2 pseudogenes are annotated in these 317 nt (G+C 71.0%); both read left to right on the forward strand.

The window, feature by feature from the left end:
* Positions 1-96: pseudogene (locus ACX6XY_RS30165) on the forward strand (sulfate adenylyltransferase subunit CysD); the annotation flags it as partial.
* Positions 97-317: pseudogene (locus tag ACX6XY_RS30170) on the forward strand (hypothetical protein); the annotation flags it as partial. It lies immediately after the preceding pseudogene.

The raw sequence follows: 317 nt of genomic DNA on the forward strand, positions 1-317 counted from the left end.
GCCGCGTCCCGGCTCACCGAACGGGGCGCCACCCGCGCCGACGACAAGATGTCCGAGGCCGCGATGGAAGACCGCAAGCGCGAGGGGTACTTCTAAATGTCCACCAGCACCAACCAGTTGGCCGAGCAGCTGTCGGCCACCACGCTGCTGCGGTTCGCCACCGCCGGATCGGTCGACGACGGCAAGTCCACCCTGGTCGGCCGCCTGCTGCACGACTCCAAGTCGGTCCTCACCGACCAACTGGAGGCCGTCGAGCGGGTGTCGGCCAGCCGCGGCCAGGAGGCGCCCGACCTGGCGCTGCTCACCGACGGGCTGCG

It is taken from the genome of Streptomyces sp. O3 (assembly GCF_054788135.1).